The 3,906-nt window shown below is 66.1% G+C and carries 5 protein-coding genes; all 5 read right to left on the minus strand.

The features are described from left to right. Positions 1 to 659: 659 nt before the first annotated feature. The gene (locus FJ319_14510; GenBank protein ID MBM3935477.1) at positions 660 to 1,418 is read right to left on the minus strand and encodes a class I SAM-dependent methyltransferase; all 759 of its coding nucleotides are present in this window, start codon (positions 1,416 to 1,418) and stop codon (positions 660 to 662) included. Between the two features lie 16 nt (positions 1,419 to 1,434). Next, positions 1,435 to 1,959 (minus strand): GrpB family protein, encoded by a 525-nt coding sequence (locus FJ319_14515; protein ID MBM3935478.1) that lies wholly within the window; start codon positions 1,957 to 1,959, stop codon positions 1,435 to 1,437. After that, a complete protein-coding gene (locus tag FJ319_14520) occupies positions 1,956 to 2,936 on the minus strand; it encodes an NAD(P)-dependent alcohol dehydrogenase (GenBank protein MBM3935479.1) in 981 nt (326 codons plus the stop codon). Before FJ319_14520 ends, FJ319_14515 begins: the two co-directional genes overlap by 4 nt. Positions 2,937 to 2,953: 17 nt before the next feature. Beyond that, complete coding sequence (locus tag FJ319_14525; GenBank protein MBM3935480.1) at positions 2,954 to 3,463, minus strand: pyridoxamine 5'-phosphate oxidase family protein; 510 nt, start codon at positions 3,461 to 3,463, stop codon at positions 2,954 to 2,956. Positions 3,464 to 3,565: 102 nt separating this feature from the next. Continuing rightward, positions 3,566 to 3,754: a 4-oxalocrotonate tautomerase gene (locus FJ319_14530; GenBank protein ID MBM3935481.1), complete on the minus strand. Its 189-nt coding sequence runs from the start codon at positions 3,752 to 3,754 to the stop codon at positions 3,566 to 3,568. Positions 3,755 to 3,906 lie beyond the last annotated feature (152 nt).

Genomic DNA, 3,906 nt, shown 5'->3' on the forward strand with positions numbered 1-3,906 from the left:
ACAGTGTGCTGTGCTTCCGATACCAGCGGACAGTGGCCGCGGATAACACGGTGAGCTTTGGTGGAGAGGACCTGCAGATCGAGCCTGACAGCGAGCGGAGCACATACGCCAGGGCGACCGTAGAGGTACAGGAGCGGCTGGACGGGCGCATCGTGGTCATGCACAAGGGGCGTGAGCTGGCCAGCACGGTTGCTCCCCTAAGACCCGCAGTCCTGCGAGCAAGGCGAAGAAAAGCTCAGGCGGGCAAGCGAGGAGAGGGGCGTGCTGGAGACGGACCCGTCTCCAGCACACCCCTCTCCTCGCCCAAGGATCGAAAGCCGGCTCCAGATCACCCTTGGAGATCGAGACTGATTCAACCAAAACCAGTCGTACTGACAAAATCACTGAGCAGTAAGACTGACAAAGTCACTGAGCATTGACAGGACGTAAGAGGATACCGTAAGGCGTTGAGCGATTGAAATCGCCGCTGAGGGCCGCGATTCGCCTACGCGAATCTCCGGCCAAACGTCCGCCTGCGCGGACGATCCGATCCAATCTGGCAAGCGGTGTTCCGGCATGCCTTCGATGTCCGCGCAGGCGGACATTTGGCGAGGGATCTGCGATAGCAAATCACCGCCCTCAGCGGCGATTTCAATCGCTCACGGATTTCGTCCTCCCCCCTACACCCTCCCCAGGTGCACCTCCGTGATGTACCCGAACGATACCTTCCCGCCCACCGCGTGCTTGGCGAACAGCGTGTCCAGGCCCGCCATGAGGGGGGCGTGGTTGGGGCTGTCCGGCGTGGGGCAGTAGGAGGAGGAGTTGGTGCGGCCTTTGAGGCTGGCGAGGTCCAGGAGCTGGCCGTTTTTGAAGGTGTGGGTGCCGGCGAAGCCTTCGCCGAAGAAGCTGCGGACGCCGGGGTTGCCGACGGTGTCGGTGTGGTTGGAGTCGGCGTACTCGGGGGAGTAGCGGCGCAGGAGGGCGTCGTAGTGGCGGTGGAACGGGAGGGAGTCGTCGCGGGTGTTCCAGATGAGGGCGGTCCAGCCGGAGGGCCTGAGGATGCGGCGGAACTCGCGGCGGGTCTCCTCGGGGCGGAACCAGTGGAAGGCCTGCGCGACGGTGATAAGGTCCACGGACGCGCCGGGGAGCTCGGTCGCCTCGGCGGTGCCGCAGACGCTGCGGAAGCCCGCGTGGCCGCTGAGGGCGGATTCGCCCGCGAGGCGCATCTCGTCGTTGGGCTCGACGCCGTAGACGCGCGCGCCGGTGTTGAGGAGGAGCGCCGTGAAGATGCCGGTGCCGGAGCCGATGTCCGCGACGGCGGAGCCCACGCCAAGGTCGCACTGCCGCCGCAGGGTCTCGATGACCTCCGGCGGGTAGGACGGGCGGTACCTGATGTAGTCGGCGACGCGGTTGGAGAAGCGCTTGGTGGGCTGGATCATGGGGTGGTTTCCTTGGTTATGGTGTGGTCTGCCGGTCCATCGCGAGCTTGACGATGCGCTTGATGTACGGCCCCTTCTCGGTCGTGTACGTTTCGCGGTCCTCGCGGTACTTCTCCGCCAATTCGAGCTTGAGCGCCTGGTACTCCGCGGCGACTTCGGGGTGGGCGCGAAGGTAGTCGCGGAAGGCTAGGCGCGCGTTCCACCGGGCGCTCCGGTACGGGAGCACGTGCAGGTGGTGCGTGCGGAACTCGTCGGACGGCTTGCAGAGCCAGTGCATCTGGTCGGCCATGAACGGGAAGTAGACCCAGCCCGCCTTCGTCAGCGCCTCGATGCATGGGCGCGACTTCTCCAGCGACCTGACGCCGGCCATCATGTCGATCACGGGCTTGGCCGCGAGGCCGGGGACGGACGTGCTGCCGATGTGCTCGATGCCGCCCTCAAGCCACGGCGCTAGATGGCGGGCGAGCGAGTCGCGCTCCTCCGCGAACTTCGCGGGCCATGACGGGTCGTACGGCACGATGTGGACCGGCGGGCCGCTCATGGCTTGGCGGCCTCCTCGACGGCGATGACAGCCTTGCCCTGGGCGTGGCCCTCTTCCAGGTAGCGGATGGCGTCCGGGACCTGGGCGAGGGTGTAGCGCTTTACGATGACCGGCTTGACCTTGCCCGCCTCGATAAGGCCCTTCACGAAGGTGAGGTCCTCCTGGCTGGGCCGCGCGAGGAAGTTGGTGAACTTGCGGCCGCCGCGCGACATGAAGCGGCCCTTTACCATCACGTCCGTGAGCTGGCGCATCTCGCCGCCGCTCACCATGTACGTGCCCTTCGGCGCGAGGACGCGCCCGTAGTCCGAGATCGAGCGGCTGCCGTTGACGGCGATGATGGCGTCGTAGGTCTTCCCGGACTTCGCGAAGTCGTCCTTCGTGTAGTCGATGACGTGGTCCGCGCCGAGGGAGCGCACCATATCGACGTTGCGGGCGCTGCAGACGGCGGTGACCTCCGCGCCGAGGGCGTTGGCGAGCTGGACCGAGAAGGTGCCGACGCCGCCGCTTGCGCCGTGGATGAGGACCTTGTGGCCGGCCTGGACGTTGCTCTTGCGGAGGCCCTGGAGCGCCGTGACGGCGGCCATGGGGACGGCGGCGGCCTCCTCGAATGTGGCGCCGGCGGGCTTCGTGACCAGCGCGCTGTACTTCGTCGCGACGTACTCCGCGAAGCCGCCCCAGCCCGCGCCGGAGAGGTCTCCGAAGACCTCGTCGCCGCGCTTGAGTTGGGTGACGCCGGGGCCGACGGCCTCTACGCGGCCGGCGATGTCTGCGCCAAGTATCTGCTTCTTGGGCCTGGTGAGGCCGGAGACGAAGCGGAGAGGGAGCGGCGTGCCGCGCATCATGCGCCAGTCGGCGGTGTTGACGGACACCGCGATGACCTTCACCAGCACCTCGCCCTCTTTGGGCGCGGGCTTCTTCACGTCCGCGAGTCGGAGGACATCGGGCGGGCCGTACTTCGTGTAGACGATCGCTTTCATCGCGGCCTCCTTCGAGGTCACTTGCGGGCCTTGTGTTTGCGCCCCCGCTGGGCCCGGACGCGCTGGGCGACGAACTCGTACACCGGGACGCCGTAGCCGCAGCTCGTCTGGGTGCCCTCGACGGCGATGTCGATGACCTGGCGCTGGGGGAGCTCAAGGTGCTCGGCGGGCTCGGACTGGAGGCGGTCCTTGAGGTCGGAGGCGTCCAGCGGGACGACTCGAGCGTGGCCGTAGAGGCGGACGATCGCGGCGTCCTCGTAGCCCATGGACATCGCCATGACGGTGACGGGGCCGCCGGCGACGGCGTGGCGGGCGGTCTCGTTGCCGCTGCCGGTGTAGTCCAGGTACGCGACGCGGTTGGGGCCGATGACGTGGAGGGGCGAGCCGCCCTTGGGGGAGAGGTTGATGGGCCCCTGCCCTATCGGCCCGCCGCTCATGTCCGGCGCGGCGCTGGCGACGAAGAACATCTGCGCCCCGCGGATGAGGGCGGCCTGCTCGTCAGTGATGCTTCCATGGGTGGTCGCCATAAACCCACCTCGCCCTATTAGCACAAGGGGCCTCGATAAACTCTGGGCCCCTCGTTTTCCGGCTGTTAGCTCACTGCCAACTACCCACTGCTCACTACCGTCTTACTTCTTGTCCGCCAGGAGCTGGCCGCCGGAGGCCCAGTGCTCGCGCGAGTGGTCGTTGAAAACGATTGTCACGCCCTCAACCCGGGCCTTTCCGATGTTCACCAGGGCATCCGTGATAGCCTTGGTGATCTGCTGCTTCTGCTCCTTGCTGCGACCCTCGATCCAGTCAACGGTAACGACAGGCATTGCGTTTCCTCCGTTTGGCTCTGAAAGTGTCAATGCTCAATGACTTTGTCAGTCTTACTGCTCAGTGATTTTGTCAGTACGACTGGTTTTGGTTGAATCAGTCTCGATCTCCAAGGGTGATCTGGACCCGGCTTTCGATCCTTGGGCGTGGA

The organism is SAR202 cluster bacterium (assembly GCA_016872355.1).
GTDB lineage: Bacteria > Chloroflexota > Dehalococcoidia > Lucifugimonadales > VGZY01 > VGZY01.